At 66.6% G+C, this 15,970-nt stretch carries 16 protein-coding genes and 3 pseudogenes; 7 read left to right on the top strand and 12 right to left on the bottom strand.

Features of this window, described 5'->3' with window-relative positions; all coding sequences use genetic code 11:
- Nucleotides 1–17 precede the first annotated feature (17 nt).
- The 5 genes from JOE61_RS22720 (at nucleotide 18) to JOE61_RS17295 (ending at nucleotide 3,746) form a co-directional block, all read left to right on the top strand.
- Nucleotides 18–395, top strand: coding sequence for an ATP-binding domain-containing protein (locus JOE61_RS22720; RefSeq protein WP_193671183.1), 378 nt, complete (start codon nucleotides 18–20; stop codon nucleotides 393–395).
- 273 nt (nucleotides 396–668) lie between these two features.
- Entirely contained in the window at nucleotides 669–1,994 is a 1,326-nt protein-coding gene (istA, locus tag JOE61_RS17310) for an IS21 family transposase (RefSeq protein ID WP_193671184.1), read from the top strand.
- A complete protein-coding gene (gene istB / locus JOE61_RS17305) occupies nucleotides 1,991–2,803 on the top strand; it encodes an IS21-like element helper ATPase IstB (protein WP_193671185.1) in 813 nt (270 codons plus the stop codon). Before istA (JOE61_RS17310) ends, istB begins: the two co-directional genes overlap by 4 nt.
- A gap of 135 nt (nucleotides 2,804–2,938) precedes the next feature.
- Nucleotides 2,939–3,373: a helix-turn-helix domain-containing protein gene (locus tag JOE61_RS17300; protein WP_193671186.1), complete on the top strand. Its 435-nt coding sequence runs from the start codon at nucleotides 2,939–2,941 to the stop codon at nucleotides 3,371–3,373.
- A 40-nt stretch (nucleotides 3,374–3,413) separates the two neighbouring features.
- Nucleotides 3,414–3,746, top strand: coding sequence for a transposase (locus tag JOE61_RS17295; protein ID WP_307823080.1), 333 nt, complete (start codon nucleotides 3,414–3,416; stop codon nucleotides 3,744–3,746).
- A 195-nt stretch (nucleotides 3,747–3,941) separates the two neighbouring features.
- On the opposite strand, the gene JOE61_RS17290 is transcribed toward JOE61_RS17295, so the two are convergent.
- Together JOE61_RS17290 and istA (JOE61_RS17285) are read right to left on the bottom strand one after the other, a co-directional pair.
- Nucleotides 3,942–4,688: an ATP-binding protein gene (locus JOE61_RS17290; protein ID WP_307823079.1), complete on the bottom strand. Its 747-nt coding sequence runs from the start codon at nucleotides 4,686–4,688 to the stop codon at nucleotides 3,942–3,944.
- Nucleotides 4,685–6,247 carry an IS21 family transposase gene (gene istA, locus JOE61_RS17285; protein ID WP_193671191.1) on the bottom strand — a complete coding sequence of 521 codons (1,563 nt, stop codon included), beginning with the start codon at nucleotides 6,245–6,247 and terminating at the stop codon, nucleotides 4,685–4,687. The genes JOE61_RS17290 and istA (JOE61_RS17285) overlap by 4 nt, the downstream gene beginning before the upstream one ends.
- A gap of 178 nt (nucleotides 6,248–6,425) precedes the next feature.
- On the opposite strand from istA (JOE61_RS17285), the gene JOE61_RS17280 reads away from it, so the two are divergent.
- Together JOE61_RS17280 and JOE61_RS17275 are read left to right on the top strand one after the other, a co-directional pair.
- Nucleotides 6,426–7,310: an IS3 family transposase gene (locus tag JOE61_RS17280; protein ID WP_193671203.1), complete on the top strand. Its 885-nt coding sequence runs from the start codon at nucleotides 6,426–6,428 to the stop codon at nucleotides 7,308–7,310.
- A gap of 18 nt (nucleotides 7,311–7,328) precedes the next feature.
- Nucleotides 7,329–8,009: pseudogene (locus tag JOE61_RS17275) on the top strand (IS630 family transposase); the annotation flags it as partial.
- On the opposite strand, the pseudogene JOE61_RS17270 reads toward JOE61_RS17275, so the two are convergent.
- The 10 genes and pseudogenes from JOE61_RS17270 to JOE61_RS17225 form a co-directional block, all read right to left on the bottom strand.
- Nucleotides 8,007–9,239: pseudogene (locus tag JOE61_RS17270) on the bottom strand (heavy metal translocating P-type ATPase); the annotation flags it as partial. The pseudogenes JOE61_RS17275 and JOE61_RS17270 sit on opposite strands and share 3 nt — an antisense overlap.
- Before the next feature lie 59 nt (nucleotides 9,240–9,298).
- On the bottom strand, nucleotides 9,299–9,679 hold the full coding sequence (locus JOE61_RS17265; protein ID WP_307823078.1) for a heavy-metal-associated domain-containing protein: 381 nt from the start codon (nucleotides 9,677–9,679) through the stop codon (nucleotides 9,299–9,301).
- Nucleotides 9,680–9,706: 27 nt separating this feature from the next.
- Entirely contained in the window at nucleotides 9,707–9,991 is a 285-nt protein-coding gene (locus JOE61_RS17260; RefSeq protein WP_193671180.1) for a metal-sensitive transcriptional regulator, read from the bottom strand.
- Nucleotides 9,992–10,278: 287 nt separating this feature from the next.
- Nucleotides 10,279–10,680: a DUF302 domain-containing protein gene (locus tag JOE61_RS17255; protein WP_193671179.1), complete on the bottom strand. Its 402-nt coding sequence runs from the start codon at nucleotides 10,678–10,680 to the stop codon at nucleotides 10,279–10,281.
- A gap of 352 nt (nucleotides 10,681–11,032) precedes the next feature.
- Nucleotides 11,033–11,284, bottom strand: coding sequence for an SHOCT domain-containing protein (locus JOE61_RS17250; protein WP_193671178.1), 252 nt, complete (start codon nucleotides 11,282–11,284; stop codon nucleotides 11,033–11,035).
- A gap of 360 nt (nucleotides 11,285–11,644) precedes the next feature.
- On the bottom strand, nucleotides 11,645–12,118 hold the full coding sequence (locus JOE61_RS17245) for a hypothetical protein (RefSeq protein ID WP_204797283.1): 474 nt from the start codon (nucleotides 12,116–12,118) through the stop codon (nucleotides 11,645–11,647).
- Nucleotides 12,119–12,153: 35 nt separating this feature from the next.
- Nucleotides 12,154–12,780, bottom strand: coding sequence for a DUF3152 domain-containing protein (locus JOE61_RS17240; RefSeq protein ID WP_193671181.1), 627 nt, complete (start codon nucleotides 12,778–12,780; stop codon nucleotides 12,154–12,156).
- Nucleotides 12,781–12,786: 6 nt separating this feature from the next.
- Nucleotides 12,787–13,275, bottom strand: a pseudogene (locus JOE61_RS17235) (IS3 family transposase); the annotation flags it as partial.
- Between the two features lie 107 nt (nucleotides 13,276–13,382).
- Nucleotides 13,383–14,843: a group II intron reverse transcriptase/maturase gene (gene ltrA / locus JOE61_RS17230; protein WP_307822747.1), complete on the bottom strand. Its 1,461-nt coding sequence runs from the start codon at nucleotides 14,841–14,843 to the stop codon at nucleotides 13,383–13,385.
- A 541-nt stretch (nucleotides 14,844–15,384) separates the two neighbouring features.
- The gene (locus tag JOE61_RS17225) at nucleotides 15,385–15,897 is read right to left on the bottom strand and encodes a hypothetical protein (RefSeq protein WP_193670816.1); all 513 of its coding nucleotides are present in this window, start codon (nucleotides 15,895–15,897) and stop codon (nucleotides 15,385–15,387) included.
- Between the last annotated feature and the right edge of the window lie 73 nt (nucleotides 15,898–15,970).

Genomic DNA, 15,970 nt, shown 5'->3' with positions numbered 1-15,970 from the left:
ACAGCCGTTGGGGGCCGGTGGCCCCCACACCTGCGGCCACTGGCCCCCAACGGCAAGATCCACGGCCCCCAGCCACCCGATCCAGTGGTCCCCAAGCCTTCAAATACTCACAGGGAGGCGACAAGTCCCTCCTGCACACCGAGCTGAGCAAGGCACGCGACTCTCTGCGTCACGCCGGCCGGCGCGAACGCCGGCGAATCATCTCCCGCACCTTGCTGGTCAAAGGGCTCGAATACGACCACATCATCATCGCCGACGCGACAAACCACTCGGAGGTCAACGACTTCTATGTCGCGCTCACCCGCGCACGCAAGTCCATCCACATCCTCGCCAACGGCGCATCACTGACCCTGGGCGAGTCACCCAGGGGCCCCAAGGCTCGGAAGGAACCGTAGGGACGAGAAGTAAGGGACGTCGCACGACGAACCGGCCAAACGTGCCGGATCGCGATGGGCTCGCGGAGCGACCCGGTGCGGGATGGGCTCGCGGAGCGACTCGGTGCGGGATCGGTGACAGGTACAACGGGAGACGAAATTGGACGTACCGGCGCTGACCTGCGACGGCGTCGCTGGCGGGCCGCGGGAAAGACCGCAAGGAGTTGTCGCTGCCGGGTGAATCCTGACCCCCTGGTGCCGATTGAATCCTGACCCCCTCGGCACTGTGAGGGAGTGATCATGACTGAGGACTGGGCTGAGATTCGACGGCTGCACAAGTCGGAGAAGATGAGCATCAAGGCCATCGTGCGCAAGACGGGGTTGGCGAGGAACACTGTGCGTGCCGCGTTGGCCTCGGATACGCCGCCGAGGTACGAGCGGGCCCCGGCGGGCTCCATGCTCGATGCCCACGAGCCGCGGATTCGGGCGTTGCTGGCGGAGTTCCCCTCGATGCCGGCCACGGTGATCGCCGAACGGATCGGGTGGACGAACTCGTCCTCGGTGCTGCGGGCCAGGGTCGCCCAGCTGCGTCCCCTGTACGCCCCGAGTGATCCCGCGGACCGTACGAGCTATGTCGCCGGAGAGATCGTGCAGTGCGACCTGTGGTTCCCCGGCAAGGTCATCCCCGTCGACGTCCACGCCGGGTCCAAGACCGCGGCCTGGGTGGGCGGGCGGCCCGCCGTGGACCTGCCGGTGTTGACGATGGTCGCGGCGTTCTCGGGGTTCATCATGGCCACGCTGCTGCCGTCCAGGAAGACCGGCGACCTGGTGGCTGGCATGTGGCAGCTCCTGTCGGGACTCGGCGGGGTCCCGAAGATGCTGGTGTGGGACAACGAGGCCGGCATCGGCCAGCACCACCGGCTGACCCTGGGCGCCAGGTCGTTCGCCGGCACGCTGGGCACCCGGATCTATCAGACCGCGGCACGTGACCCCGAAGCCAAGGGGATCGTGGAACGGGCCAACGGGTTCCTGGAGACCTCTTTCATGCCTGGACGCGAGTTCGACTCCCCGCACGACTACAACACTCAGCTCACCAGCTGGTTGCCGCGCGCGAACGCTCGGGTGCTGCGCCGCACCGGCCAGCAGCCCGGCGTCCGGGTCGCGGCCGATGTCGCCGCGATGGGGGCCCTGCCGCCGGTCGCGCCGTCGGTGGGCACCACCGTGCGGGTCCGGCTGGGTCGCGACTACTACGTGCGCATTGCCGGGAACGACTACTCCGTCGACCCAGCCGTGATCGGCCGGTTCGTCGATGTCCACGCCGGCCTGGACACCATCACGATCACCTGCGCCGGCACGAGCGTGGGAGTCCACCAGCGGTGCTGGTCGTCCCATCAGACGATCACCGACCCTGCCCACGTGGACACCGCGGCCGGGCTGCGCAGCGCCTTCCAGGCCCGCACCGCTGCGATGCGTGGCCCCTCCACCAGGCCGGTGAACGGGGTGGGTGCGGTTGTGGGTGTGCGGGCGTTGAGCGACTACGACGCGCTGTTCGACCTGACCCCGGCGATCACCGACGAAGCGGCTGTTGCTGCGCGAGCGAGCCTGGAGGTCGTGCGATGACGACACCCACCGGCAAGATCACCGGCAGAGCAACCGGCAGCGACCTGTTCAGTGAGGTCGCGTTCCTGGCTCGTGAGCTCAAGACCCCGGTGATCAACGAGACCTTCGCTGTCCTGGGCGACCAGGCCCGCGCCGAGGGCTGGTCGCACGAGGAGTACCTCGCGGCCGTGCTGGGCCGCCAGGTCGCCTCACGGACCGCGAACGGGACCCGGATGCGGATCGCTGCGGCGCACTTCCCCGCGATCAAGACCATCGAGGACTTCACCTTCGACCACGTCCCTGCTGCGACCCGCGACCTGGTCGCGCACCTGGCCACCACCACGTTCATCGCCAAACGCGACAACGTCGTGCTCCTCGGGCCGCCAGGGACGGGGAAAACGCACCTGGCGATCGCGTTGGCGATCAAGGCAGCCGAGGCGTCCTACCCGGTTGCGTTCGACTCCGCGACCGGGTGGATCACCCGCCTGGCCGCTGCCCACGAGCAAGGCCACCTCGAGCGCGAGCTGCGCAAGCTCAACCGCTACCGGCTGCTGGTCATCGACGAGGTCGGCTACCTGCCCTTTGACACCGCCGCCGCGTCGCTGTTCTTCCAACTCATCGCCAGCCGCTACGAGACCGGCTCGGTCGTGGTCACCTCGAACCTGGCGTTCTCACGCTGGGGCGAGACCCTCGGCGACGACGTCGTCGCAGCAGCCACCATCGACCGACTCGTCCACCACGCCCAGGTCATCGCCCTGGACGGCGAGTCGTACCGCACCCGCGGGCACCGAACCGGGCCACCCCCGGCAAGCCACACCAAGACCACCTAGCACCAACAAACCGCTCGAAGGGGGTCAACTTTCGATCGGCAAAAGGGGGTCAGTTTTCGGCCGGCGTTGACAGGAGTGGTCTAGTGGCACGTGTCGTTAGTTCCTGAACGCTTAGGTTTCTGAAATCATGGGGCCATGGCGAATCGACCGGCCCCGGCTTTGTTGTTGCGCGATGGCGACCGCGACCAGCTTGAGGGCTGGCTTCGTTCGAGGTCGCTGGGTTCAGGTCTGGCCAAGCGTGCGCGGATGATCCTGCTGGCCGCCGACGGGGTGGGGAACCGCGAGATCGCACAACGAGTCGGCGCTTCGCCGACCACGGTCATCCAGTGGCGGAGCAGGTACGAGGAGCGCGGGCTGCCCGGGCTCGAGGACCGGGAGCGCTCAGGACGGCCGCGGAGCCTGGATCACCGCGCGATCGTGGCCGAGACGTTGAAGCCGCCGCCGAAGAAGCTCGGCGTCACGCACTGGTCGAGCCGGCTGCTGGCCCAGCGGCTCAAGGTCTCCAACTCCTCGATCGCGCGGGCCTGGCGGGCTTATGGGATCAAGCCGTGGAAGGCCGAGTCGTTCTGAATCGCCCCGGGTCTGATGGAGGCTCTCATTCCTGGGAAGGATGATGAGAGTCATGGCAGCACCGAGGAAGTACAGCGCTGAGCTACAGCAGCGGGCGACGAGGATGGCGATCGAGGCCCGGAAGGACCCCGCCTCGGCGCGGGGAGCGATCAAGCGGGTCGCCGATCAGCTCGGGGTCCACCCCGAAGCGTTGCGTACCTGGGTTCGCCAGGCCGAGATCGACGGCGGCGTCCGGCCCGGGACCACGACAGATGACGCGACCAGGCTGGCCGAGCTCGAGCGTGAGGTCCGCGAGCTACGACGTGCCAACGAGATTTTGAAGACGTCCGCGGCTTTTTTCGCGGCCGCGGAGCTCGACCGCAAGATCAAGTAGAGGTGCCCACCGCGGTGCTGGTCGACTACATCGACCAGCACCGCGATCGGTTCGGGGTCGAGCCGATCTGCACCGTCCTGAAGTGAGTATTTGAAGGCTTGGGGACCACTGGATCGGGTGGCTGGGGGCCGTGGATCTTGCCGTTGGGGGCCAGTGGCCGCAGGTGTGGGGGCCACCGGCCCCCAACGGCTGTTTTCACCGGTTCATCGAGGCGTGTTCACGCATGTTGTGGTTGCCGGTGTCGACCCAGATGGTGTTGTGCACGATGCGGTCCATGATCGCGTCGGCGTGCACTCCTGATCCGAGCCGCTGGTGCCAGTCCTTCTTGGCGTATTGGGTGCAAAACACCGTGGACCCGGTGTCGTACCTGCGTTCCAGTAGCTCGAGCAGCATGCTCCTGATGGCGTCGTCGGGGTGGTCGAGCAGCCATTCGTCGATCACCAGCAACGTGAAGGCCGCGTACTTCTTGAGGAACTTCGTCGCTCCTTGTGGCTTGTCACTGGCCAGCGCCCAGGCTTCTTCCAGGTCGGGCATGCGGATGTAGTGGGCACGGATCCGGTGTTGGCAGGCCTGCTTGGCTAGCGCGCATCCGAGGTAGGACTTCCCGGAGCCGGTGAAGCCCTGGAACACCACGTTCTGCTGTCGCTCGATGAACGTGCAGGTCCCGAGCTGGGCGATCACCTGACGGTCCAGCCCACGTTCCTCGACCAGATCGAGCCGGCGCAGGTCGGCGCCGGGGTACCGCAGTCCGGCGCGGCGGATCAGGCCCTCGACCTTGGCGTGGTTGAACGTCGAGTGTGCCTCGTCGACCACCAACCGGAGCCGTTCACCGAAGCCCATCCCCAGCGTCAGGGTGTCGTCTTGGCCCTCGAGCGCCTCCAGCAGCGGCGCGGCGCCCATCTCACGCAGCTTGCGCTTGGTCTCGATGTCGATGCCGTTCACTTGGCACCGCCCGCGTAGTAGCCGGCACCACGAACGTAGCCACCGGCTTCTGCTGGTTCCTCGCGTGGTGGCCGCAGCCCGGCGGTCTTGTCCTGCCCGGTGACCAAGATGGGGTGCAGGTGCGCATAGCGCGGGGACCGCACCCGACCTGCCAACGCCAGCCGGGAGGCTGCCTCGACCCGCTCGGCCGAGAAACGTCGCGACAGCCGCAGCACCGCCAGGGCGGCGTCCAAGCCCTGCTCGTCGACCGGGACGGACTCGAAGATCCGGTTCACCACGCTCACCGTCGCCGGGCCGATCCGCTCAGCCCAGTCCCTGACCCGGTCCGGGTCCCACTGGCGATACCGTTCGCCGACCGGGAGATCGGCGTCATTGGTGCGGTACTCGTTGGCCGCGTCCGGCGGCAGCAGCAAGTGGCTGCTCAGCCGCGCGGTGCCGCGGTAGGCCTGCAGCACCCGGTCGGTGATACGCAGGTCGACCAAGGCGCCGACGTGGGCGAACGGTACGGAGTAGAAGTTCTTCTCCCACACCACATGCCCGTTGCGCCCGACCCGACGCCCGTAGACCCACCGGCTGATCTCGTAGGCCGTTTGTGGCAGCGGCCGCAGCAGCGGCTGCTCCTCGGCCGTGAACACGCTCGCCCGCGAGCCGGGTCGCTTCTGGAACGGCTCGCCGTTGTAGGCCTCCACGCGGCTGGTGATGGCCGCCTTGAGCTCGGGCAGCGACGTGAACCTCTCATCACGCAGGTCGGCGATGATTCGCATCGCGACGTGCCACACCGTGTTCTCGACGCTGGCTTTGTCCTTGGCCTTGCGGACCCGGCCTGGCAGCACCGCGGCCGAGTAGTGCCCAGCCATCTCACGGTAGGCGTCGTTGAGGACGATCTCGCCGTCACGGGGATGCTTGATCACTCCGGTCTTCAGGTTGTCCGACACGACCCTGGGCACCGAACCGCCGAAGGCCTCGAACATCGCCACGTGAGCCCGCAGCCAGGTGTCCTGCTTCATGTCCAGGGTCGGCTCCACGAATGCGTACCGGCTGAACGGCAGGCACCCCACGAACAGGTACACCGTCCTTATCGCTCCGCTGACCGGGTCGCTCAGTTGCATCGTCGGGCCGGACCAGTCGACCTCGACGGTCTGGGCGGCCTTGTGACCCACACGCGACGCGACGCCGGTGACCAGCACGTGGCGCTGGTAGGTGCGGCAGAACCGGTCGTAGCCCATCGCTGGCTCGCCAGCCGCGGCACATGAGTCGGTGTACTCGCTGTGCAGCAGCTTCAGCGTCACCCCGACCCGGGCCATCTCTTTGTGGACCTGGTCCCAGTTCGGCTGGGCGAACACGCTCTCGTGCTCACCGCGTCCGGGGAACAGCAGCGCGTACACCTCGTCCTCTGGGCGTTCAGCGACGTCGTCCCAACTGATGCCGGCTACGTCCGCAGCGTCCAGCACCGCAGTGATGGACTTGCGTGACATTCCCTGCGAGGACGCGATCGCTCGCCCTGAGAGTCCCTCGGCTCGCAACTGCAGCACGAGCTTCGCCTTGATCTTCCGTACCATCGATGATCCGCTCCTTCCGCTGTGCGCCCTATACGCACGGCGGGAGGAGCCTAGAAACAGGTGGCCCCCAACGACGCCAACACCGGCCCCCAAGCCCGCCAACGAGCAGTCACCCCGACGGCCCCGGAACACGCCGCCGCTGGACCCCAGTAAGGCGAATATTCAGCAGGACGCCGATGTGCGGATCGCCCCGAGCACCTACTACGCCACCAAGGCCAGGCCACCGTCGGCGCGCAGCGTGCGTGACGCCGAGCTGATCGAGGACATCAAGGTCGCCCACCGGGCAAACCTTGGTGTCTACGGCGCCCGCAAGATCCACGCCGAACTCAACCGCGAAGGCGTCAAGGTCGCTCGTTGCACCGTGGAGCGGCTCATGAAGGCCGAGGGGCTGCGTGGAATCCCGCGAGACAAGACCCGCAAGACCACCATCGGCGACGGCGCGGAGACCGAGCGGCCCGAGGACCTGGTCAAGCGCAAGTTCATCGCCACCGCCCCGAACCAGCTCTGGGTGGCCGATCTGACCTACGTCCGAACGCATGCTGGCTGGACCTACGTCGCGTTCGTCCTCGACGTGTTCAGCAGGATGATCGTGGGCTGGCAGGTGTCGACCAGCCTGCGCACCGACCTCGCGCTGGACGCCCTGGACATGGGTCTGTGGGCACGACAGCGGGCCGGCCGCGACGTCACCGGCCTGACGCATCACAGCGATCGCGGAGTTCAATATCGAGCGATTCGCTACACCGAGCGGCTGGCCGAAGCCGAGGCCGTCGCATCGGTCGGGTCGAAGGGCGACAGCTACGACAATGCGATGGCCGAGGCGCTCAACTCGCTGTTCAAGGCCGAATGCATCCGCAATCCCGTCATGCGCCCCAAGGGCGGCTGGAAGTCAGTCAGCGACGTCGAGATCGCAGTCGCTGAGTACGTCGACTGGTTCAACCACAGGCGCCTTCACGGCGAGCTTGGCCACGTCCCGCCCGCCGAGTTCGAGGCCAACCACTGGGCATCCGAGCCCCTTCCGCACTACCGTGCGAACCCGGTCCTCATCGAGGTCGGAACCAACTAACCGAGCCTCCACGAAACCCGGGGCGATTCATTCCGGTTCTCCACCGATACCGAGCTGGTCGGGAAGGTCACCGACATCTGCGGGCTCTACCTGGCCCCACCCGAGAACGCGATCGTGCTGTGCGTGGATGAGAAGTCCCAGATCCAAGCCTTGGACCGCACGGTGCCGATCCTGCCCATGCAGGAGGGACGGATCGAGCGTCGCTCCCACGACTACTACCGCCACGGCACCACGACCCTGTTCGCCGCCCTGGACATCGCCACCGGCAACGTCACCGGCGCGCTGAAGACCCGGCATCGCCACGAGGAGTTCCTGGCGTTCCTCAAGCAGATCGAGAAGACCTACCGTCACGTCCGCGACGACGACGGCGACCCGGTCGAGCTGCACCTGGTGATGGACAACTACGCCGCGCACAAGCACAAGAACGTCCGAGCCTGGCTGGAGGAGAACCCCCGGTTCAAGGTCCACTTCACCCCCACCCACGCCTCGTGGATGAACCTCGTCGAGGTCTTCTTCAGCATCGTCGAACGCCAAGCCATCCGCCGCGGAGTCTTCAAGTCCGTCCAGGACCTCAACGCCAAAATCCGCGCCTTCCTCGACGGCTGGAACGACCGCTGCCACCCCTTCGTCTGGACCAAAACCGCCGAAGAGATCCTCAGCAAGGCCAACCGTCCAACAACTTCAAATCCGCGCCACTAGGCCAAGTGCGCATGGGCAGGCGATGATCAGGACCGCGACCGCGGCGGTAAAGGCAGCGGTGACGGTGTGGCCGGTCAGCAGCCAGCCGCCCAGGGTCACCAACGACAGGGCGATCACGATGGGCACGAAGACCGCGGACACCCGGTCAGCCAGCCGTTGGACCTGTGCCTTGCCGTTCTGGGCGTCCTCGACGAGTCGGGCCATCTGAGCCAGCTGGGTGTCGGCTCCGACCCGGGCGGCGGAAACCACCAGGCGGCCGCCGGCGTTCACGGTGGCACCGACGACGCCGTCACCTGGGCCGACCTCGACCGGCACCGGTTCCCCGGTGAGCATGGATGCGTCGACGGCGGAGGTGCCCTGTTCGACGACTCCGTCGGTGGCGATCTTCTCTCCGGGGCGTACGACGAACCGGTCGCCGACGGCAAGCTGGTTCACGGCGATGCGCACCTCTCCCCCGTCGCGGAGGACTGCGACGTCCTTGGCGCCCATGTCGAGCAGAGCGCGCAGTGCCGCACCTGACTGTCGCTTGGCGCGGGCCTCGAAGTAGCGGCCGGCGATGATGAAGGTGGTGACAGCCGCGGCCACCTCCAGGTAGATGTGGACGCCCGCCTCCCCGTCGGGGAAGAGGTCGAACGGCATCCGCACCCCGGTCATCCCGGCGTGGGTGAACAGCAGTGCCCACAGCGACCAGAGCCAGGCCGCCGACACCCCGAGCGAGATCAGGGTGTCCATCGTGGCCGCGCCGTGCCGGGCGTTGGTCACCGCCGCGCGGTGGAACGGCCACGCCCCCCACACAACCACGGGCGACGCGAGGGTCAGCGAGATCCACTGCCAGTTGTCGAACTGGAAGGCGGGCACCATGGAGAAGGCGAGGACCGGCACCGTCAGCACCGCGGAGATGACCAGGCGTTGCCACCAGCCCGCCGCCTCAATGGCCTTCTCGTCTGGCCCAGTGTCTGGCCCAGTGTCGGCCGCGGAGCCCGAGACCGCAGCGGGGGCTGGGACGGATGCGGTGTACCCGGTGGCCTCGACCACGCCCACAAGGTCAGCGGGGGTGAGTGTCGCCGGGAAGCTGACCTTGGCCTTCTCAGTGGCGTAGTTGACCGTCGCGCTCACTCCCTGGAGCTTGTTCAGCTTCTTCTCGATGCGAGCCGCGCAGGAGGCACAGGTCATCCCGCCGATGGTCAGCTCCAGCTCGCGGCTGACCTGGTCCGAGGTGGTCGTCGGCATCGTCATTCGAGTTCATCTCCTCGCGGCCGCAGGTGCGGCGTCGCGTTGGCGTTTCGGGGTTATCGCTGGACGAGCTGGTACTCGCCGGCCTCATCGAGGGCGGCCCGAACCTGGATGTCGTCCAAGGGGGCCTGGCTGGCGACGGTCACCGTTGAGGTTCCGCCGGCGACGAGGTCGACGTGCACGTCGGTGACACCGTCGAGGGACTGCAGCTCGCTGGTCACAGCTGCGGCGCAGTGGCCGCAGGTCATGCCGGAGACGGCGTAGGTGTGGGTGTGGGTGGTCATCGGATTCTCCTGATCGATCGAGCTGGACGTCGTGGCCGCTGAGTCGGCGTCGGAGGCGCCGCAGCCGCAGCCGCCGCATCCGCAGCCGCCGGAGTCGGTGGCCTGGTCTTCGAGCAGCGGGAGACTGCGAGGCGTGTTGGCGATCTCGGTCACGGTGTGTCCCTTTCGTTGGTGTGCGGGTTAGGAGCGGACGAGTCGTGCGATGGCCTTGGAGGCCTCGGTGAGCTTGAGTCGGCTGTCCTCGGGGCCGCCGGCGTTGGTCAGGCAGTGCTGCAGGTGTTGGTCCAGGAGCAGCAGCGCGACGCTCTCGAGTGCCTTGGTGGAGGCTGAGATCTGGGTGAGGATGTCGATGCAGTAGGTGTCCTCGTCGACCAGACGCTGGAGTCCGCGGACCTGGCCCTCGATGCGGCGCAGTCGGGTTTGGAGCGCCAGTTTCTCGGTGATGTAGCCAGGCTCCGTGTGCATCGCGAACCTCCTCAGAACTCCGGGGCTGTTTGGTTCTCACACCCAGTTCCAAAGTACCCCCCGGGGGTATCTTGGGCAAGGGTTGTCGGAGACCCTTCATCGAACCTTCATGAACGCGGGCCCGCCGATGAATGCGGCGGCCACAGCGGTGGTCGGTGGGCCCCGCCGTCATGACCTGTGTCCTCTGAGTGTTCCGCCGATTCCCCGGCGGGTCCCGCTGGGAGCTCAAGCGTGGTCGCCGGCTGCTCGGCCGTGGTGACTTATCCAACGAGGTGCCGCGCCACGGTTCACTGCGTGTTGTCGAGGGCCGCGAAGGCTGCGCCCAGACGCTCTTTGGCATCGCTCGCGATCTTCCTCAGTGCCGGGTTGTCAGCGAGGCCCATCATGGCATCCGGGTCGAACGCCTCGACCAGTGTCGTCTCGTGGTCCAGGGCGCGCACGACCACGTTGCAGGGCAGTAGTGCCGCGATCGACGGTTCGGCCTGGATGGCTTCGTAGGCCAGCGGGGGCCGGCAGGCCCCGAGAATCACCTGCGGGTCGATGTCGACGTCGAGCTTCTCCTTCAGAGACGCCTTGAGGTCGATCTCGGTCAGCACCCCGAAGCCCTGATCGCCCAGGGCCTCTCGGACCGCAGCGACAGTCTCGTCATAGGGCTTGTTGATCGTGGTGGTGATGGTGTAACTGTTCATCAGGCTCTCCTTGTCTGCTTCGCTAGTGTCCTGCCAGCGCGGCTGGGCTCAACTGCTGGCTTCGCGCGATCGGTTTCGTGTGCGCCGTCTCTCTGCTTGGTTCGCGCCGTACGTCGTGCGGGACGTATCGTCCACCGGGCCAGCCAAGCAAGGACGAGCAAGACCACGAACGCGGCGATCCAGGCCTTGGAGCCGGCGATGCCGGGGCCGAAATCGAAGTCACCGAGGCCTCCGACGCCCAGTGTGAGTAGTTGACCCTTCTGTCCGAACATGTCGAGCCTGTTCTCCTTCATCAGTCGTCGGAAACCCGAGTCCTCGAGACGATCAGGAGATCGGGCCAGGTCGTCGTCGGTCAGCGTGCGCTCCCACGGAGCGCGGCTCTGCGCGCTTCGTACTCTTCACGGTGGACATCGCCCCGCGCGAACCGTTCATCGAGGATCTCGAGCGCGCCACGGTCCTGGGTGTTACCCCCGAGACGGCTTCTGCTGCTACCGCGGAAGATCATCACCCCGGCGAGGATGACCAGGCCCCAGAAGATCGTCATCATCGCGATCATGGCGAGCCAGCCTCCTGTGCCCATGCCGTTGCCGTACCAGTCCGTCATCGTCAACACCTTCTTCACTTGTCTTGGTACCTTCACCATGACTGTCGCGCCCGGTCCGTCCAGTCGAGGTTGTGTGAAGGTTCGTTAAAGAGGTCCCGCAAGAGTTCCGACTGTCTTCCGACCTCCGGCCCGAGCGACGGAAAGAGGGCCTGGCCTAGGTTTGCTCCCTGGGAGTCGGCTCAACGCTTGCGGACGGTCACAAGAAGAAGTGCGACGCCAAGTCCACCCAGGATCGGTCCCAGCGTGGCCACGCTCGGGAGGTTTCCCTGCTGGAGCCCCACCCAAGTCCCTCAACGGTCAGCCATCCGCCCAAACCGGCGAGGAGCAGAGCAGCAAAGAAGCCCAAGACCCAGCCGCGCACTAGACAACCCCGGCGTTGCGCGCCGTTCCCTGGGGTCTCCTGGCGCGGGCGATTCGGCATTCGACGGCTGCGCGCCGACGTGCCCACAGGGCGTAGGCCAGCACTCCGAGAGAGCCCAGGGCGAGCACAGGCTGGATCGGAGCGAACCAGTTCAGCGCCCCTGTTACTCCGATCGCCATCACCACGAGCTTGTTACAGATCGGGCAACCGACCGCGAAGAGGGACAGCATGCTCCCAACAAGAGTCTTGCCGCCCTGAGACGCCGGCACCGGAAGCGCCGGGTCGCGTACGTAGGTAGCTACGAGCAGGCCAGTCAGCAATGCCGAGAGAACCCAGACCGGGTAGTTCCACCACAGCACCGGGGTCATTCGTTGGTACAACGAGGTCTCAATGATCCCGGTCGGAATCCCGATCACGAGTGCCGTGACGACAGCAGCGATACCTGCGATCGTGACTCTTCTCGCAAGCAACATGCCCCCACCTCTCGACTAGGCGTCATAGTAGTTGCTCAACCGGCTGTCGGCCACGGATTGGAAGTGCAGCCCTCAAGGCTCTTCGTCTGTTGAACCATGACCGGAGCCGGGCTTCCAGCTTTGGGACACGCGACGTGACCGTTGCCGAGAGCGTGCCCGAACTCGTGGTTGACCATGTACACGCGGTAGCCGTCGAGATTGTCGCCATACGCAGTGGCGCCGTTCGCCCATCTCCACGCGTTGAGGACCACCGTCTGTCCGTTTCGGCACGACAGACGTCCGTCGGTGTCCAGAGGCGCGCACAGGGCATCCGTCGTTTCCGGCGTCGCTAGGAGGATCCGGAACGTGGCGTCCTTCGATACACGCTGAACCGTTCGGGACATGATCGCGGTCCAGCCGCGCCTGTCCCCGAGCACATGGTCGATCTCGCGCGCGACGTTGGACGTAGCGAACGGAAGTCCTTCTTCCACTTCGACGGAGTAGGTGACGAGCTCGCCGCTCCCTGTCGGTCTGGATCTGCCGGACGCGACCGTGAAGTGACCGCTCCCTGCCTCGGCGACTTGGTCAGTGGCGGGAGGGGATGCGAGGGCCGATGGTGTTGATCGCGAAGACGGTGGCGCCTCTGGTTCCCCGGACGGGACTGCTGCACGAGTAGGTGACAGGTCAGGTCACGCAGCCTGAGTGGTTGTCGTGGTCTCGTTCGTGGTCATGATGGTCTCGTACTCGATGGGGGTCAATCGGCCGAGCGAGGCTTGTCGTCGTCGTCGGTGGTAGGTCCGTTCGATCCAGGTCACGATCGCGATCCGGAGCTCTTCGCGGGTGGCCCAGGAGCGCCGGTCGAGGACGTTCTTCTGCAGGAGCGCGAAGAAGCTCTCCATGGCGGCGTTGTCGCCGGCGGCGCCGACGCGGCCCATGGATCCGACCATGGCGTGGCGGTTCAGCGCGTGCACGAATTTTCTGCTGCGGAATTGGGATCCGCGGTCGCTGTGGACCACGCAGCCGGCGACGTCGCCGCGTCGGGCGACCGCGTTGTTGAGCGCTGCGACGGCCAGGCGGGACTTCATGCGCGAGTCGATGGAGTAGCCCACGATCCGGTTGGAGTAGACGTCCTTGATCGCGCAGAGGTACAGCTTGCCCTCGCCGGTGCGGTGCTCGGTGTAGGGGTCGGACCGGGGCGCCCTGTCAGCCTCTCGACTGGTGGGTTTCCCCGGCCCGCCCTCCGAACCGGACGTGCGACTCTCACCGCATCCGGCTCTCCACGTGGTCATGCCGCTGGGCGGGGAGGAGGCGTTGTTGTACTCGACCATGGTGTCGGGATCTTGGTGCCCCGGTAGCGGTAGCGCTCGATGGGGAACGCGTTGGCTCGGAACATGTCGATCCCTCCGGCATGGATGTGCCATCCGGGCAGGTAGCGCCGGACCAGGGTGTGCATGTTCAGCCCGAGGTGTCGTTTGCGGAGCCACCCCACCACCCGCCAGAAGGCGAAGTGGTCGACGTAGCCGAAGGTCCGCGAGGACACACCGTGGCGGAAGTAGGTGCACCAGCCCCGCAGCGTCGGGTTCAACCGGCGCAGCAGGTCTGCGAGTGTTCGATGTCTTGCACGACGTGTCAGCGTCCGCACCTTGTCGATGATCGAAGTCAGCGACTTCTTCGACGGGTAGGTGTAGATCGCCTTCTTGCCGGTCCGGCTCCGCCAGGCACGGCGCTGGATGCGCCAGCCGAGGAAGTCGAACCCCTCATCGATGTGGCAGACCCTTGTCTTCTCGACCGACAGACGCAGGCCCATCGGCGCGAGCACCGCCCCAACCTCGTCCCACAGCGCTTCGGCGTCTGCGCGTTGCCCGTGGATGAGGACCACGAAGTCGTCGGCGTAGCGGACGAGTTTCATGACCGCACCCCCGGCGCGTCGATGCTTGGCGCGTGTCCATTCCGGGCCGAGCGCTTCCCACTTAGCGGTGAAGTGCTCGTCCAGCACGGACAGGGCGATGTTGGCCAGCAGCGGTGACAGGATCCCGCCTTGAGGTGTGCCGGTGATCGTCTCGCGGTTCAGGCCGTCCTCGGTGAGGACGCCAGCCCGCAAGAAGGCCTTGACCCAGCCCAGGACCCGCTTGTCCCCAACACGTCGCCGCACCCGCTCCATGAGCGCGGTGTGGTCGATCTCGTCGAAGCACGCCTTGATGTCGGCCTCGAAGACCCACTCATAGTTGCGAGTGGGTGATGCGAGGTAGTGAATCTCAGCGATCGCGTCCTGGGCGCGGCGACGAGGACGGAAGCCGTAGGAACACGGCTTGAAGTCCGCCTCGAAGATCGGCTCGAGCACCAGTTTCAACGCAGCCTGCACGACCCGGTCACGAGCAGTCGGAATCCCCAGCGACCGGACCTTGCCCGACGCTTTGGGGATCGTCTTCTGCCGCACCGGCGACGGCACGAACCTACCTGCCTTCAGATCCTCGCGGACCCCGGCCAACAGATCCATCGCCGCCCAGCCGACACCGCGCGGGGTGACCCCGTCGACGCCTGCTGTTCGTGCTCCCTTGTTCCCCCGAACCCGGTGCCACGCCACGACCAAGAAGGCCGGGTCGTAGACCAGGTTGGCGAGGTCATCGAAACGACGGTCGGGATTCTCCGTCGCCCATCGGTGCAGCTTCTTCTGCATCCGTAGTACCCGCCACTCGGCTTCCTCCCGCTCGGGGAAGACGACGCGCGACGGTTCGCCGGTGTTCACCAGCGCACTCCTACGAACGCGTTGATGCTGCGAACACGCTGGGCCCCTTCGCCATGTGACCGGCTTTCCCGGCCTCGGACTACTACGGGCCCTCCGCCCCACCGCGACGACATCGGTCGGCGACGGACCTTCCCGCCGGTCAACAGGCTGCTGACCGGTGAGGGAATCGTCGCGGTGGTTCCCACGTTCACTGTCGAACCGTTCGACGGGGTCGGCGCCCAGCTATGCCCCTGCAGCATCGCCGCGGCTACGCCGCAGACATTCACCACGGCCTCCCGGCTGGCGACATCACCCAGCCAAGGAGTTCCCCGCACCAGAACGCCCGAAGGCGCCTGATGCGGGTGCGCGCTGCTAACCGGCCCTGATCCACCAGGTTCGAGCCGGAGGCTCTCTTGAGGGGCGTTCAACCGCTGGTTCCTCACGTACGCCTTCCCGTCTTGCTAGCCGGACCCGCGCCATCTGGCAGTGCTGACGCGTCCCGTCGTTGTCAGGGCTGCTTCCACCCTCGCCCCCGTCCCGGAGGTTCGGGCTGCCCTCAGCTTCACCGTGCTGCTGCGACAGCACGACGGTGGTGGTCTCTCACCCCCACTCGGTTCAGCAGCGCCTCGTGGCGCTCGATGTCGGTCAGCCACAACTCGTTGGGAGCCTCGGCGTTGAACTCGTGGCGGGTCACGCCGTGCTTGTCGACCACGGCGCACAGGTCGTCGTGGACCGGCGGCCCGGGCTTCTTGGCCTTGCCGCGCTTGGGCTTGCCGAACGCGCTCCACCAGCCGTTGCTCGAGCAGATCCGCCACGCGGTCCGCGCCGCCATCGACTCGCCCGCCTCGAGGGCTTCATCGACCAGGAAGCGGTAGCCGAACTCGGGGTCATCGCCGTGGGCGTCGAACAAGGCGTTGGCCCGGTAGGCCTCGACCAGCTCGGCGTCACTGACCGGTGCTGCCAACCAGCGGTAGTAGGGCTGACGAGCGATCTTGAGCACCCGGCACGTCACCGTCACGGGCACCCGGATCGGGGCGTCCTTGGCGGCCAGCTCACGGACGAGCGGGTACATCATTTTCCCGGCAGATTGGCCTGGGAGAGATAGGCCGCCGCACGACGCAGGACCTCGTTCAGTTGAGTCCAGGGAC

The organism is Nocardioides salarius, from assembly GCF_016907435.1.
Taxonomy (GTDB): domain Bacteria; phylum Actinomycetota; class Actinomycetes; order Propionibacteriales; family Nocardioidaceae; genus Nocardioides; species Nocardioides salarius.
Note: the sequence above shows the minus strand (reverse complement) of the source record. Positions and strands in the feature narration are given on the sequence as shown.